This is a genomic window from Acidiphilium sp. MT5 (genome assembly GCF_054767495.1).
In genome coordinates, this window is record NZ_BAABMR010000041.1 from 1 (window position 1) to 1,171 (window position 1,171).

Consider the following 1,171-nt stretch of genomic DNA (forward strand, 5'->3'; position numbering starts at 1 on the left):
GGCTCTTATGGCGTTAGCTGTTGATATTGGCTACGAGGGTCTGGTTTGATGTGAGGAGACGATCCTTGGACGTGGCAGATTTCGAATCCTGGCTCGGGCGGATTGCGTCGCTGACCTTTCCTCAGCGGCGACGGACATGGCAGGCTCTGGCTCTTTTGGAGGCGTCGGACAGCCATGTTGATGAAGCTGACGTATCGCAGGATCTTATGACGGCGCGCATCGACCTGACGAGCGCTGGTGAACGGTCGGTGGCAATGGTGTTGCCTGCCGCGCTGGCATCGAGCCCAATTGCAGGGGAAGCCGTGGCTGAACTCGGGCAGCGGCGCGTGGATAGCGTCGGCTGCCCCCATTGTGACGGCCGCGACGTTGTGCGTTGGGGTCAGTCTGCAGATTTGCCACGCTATCGCTGCAAGACCTGCCGACGCACATTCAACGCCCTGACGAAAACGCCGCTGGCTCGTCTGCGGCACAAGGAAAAATGGGCCACACAAGCTGGGGCCATGATCGACGGTGTCAGCACGGCGAAAGCGGCGAAACGGAGCGGCGTGCATTACACCACTGCCTTTAGGTGGCGACACAGGTTTCTTGAAGAGCTGGCCAAAGACAAACCCCACGCCCTGTCGGGGATCGTCGAAGGCGACGAGACGTTTATCCTGGAGTCATTCAAGGGCAAGCGATCGGCGATGCCGCGTAAGGCCCGCAAGAGAGGCGGCAGGCCCACCAAGCGTGGGATCTCCGCTGAACAGATACCTGTGCTTGTCGCGCGTGACCGGCATGGCGCCACCACCGATGCCGTACTGCCAAAACTGAACCGCTTGTCGATCACAGCGGCACTGGACGGTATTGTAACTCCCGCCAACGAATTCTGTTGCGACGGTGGCACCGCGATTGTTGCCTTCGCGCGCAAGGCGGGCATTCCGACGCACATCCTGCCAATGCCAGGTAAGCCACAACCAAACGCGCCTGATTTTCACATCAACAATGTCAACGCTTATCATGGCCGGCTGAAGGAATGGCTCCGGCGCTTCCACGGCGTCGCCACCAAGAATCTCCCCAATTATCTTGGTTGGCGCAGAACGCTGGAAGCGCTGGGACAGAACGTCACACCCGACGCCTTGATCCTCGGTGCCATCGGTCTCGGACCATATCAACAGGCAACGCTATAAGAGCC

The 1,171-nt window shown here is 59.8% G+C and carries 1 protein-coding gene; it reads left to right on the top strand.

What is annotated here, in order from left to right; genetic code table 11:
- The first annotated feature begins 71 nt into the window (after positions 1-71).
- The gene (locus ACYUCQ_RS16230) at positions 72-1,166 is read left to right on the top strand and encodes an IS1595 family transposase (RefSeq protein ID WP_460255597.1); all 1,095 of its coding nucleotides are present in this window, start codon (positions 72-74) and stop codon (positions 1,164-1,166) included.
- Positions 1,167-1,171: the final 5 nt, after the last annotated feature.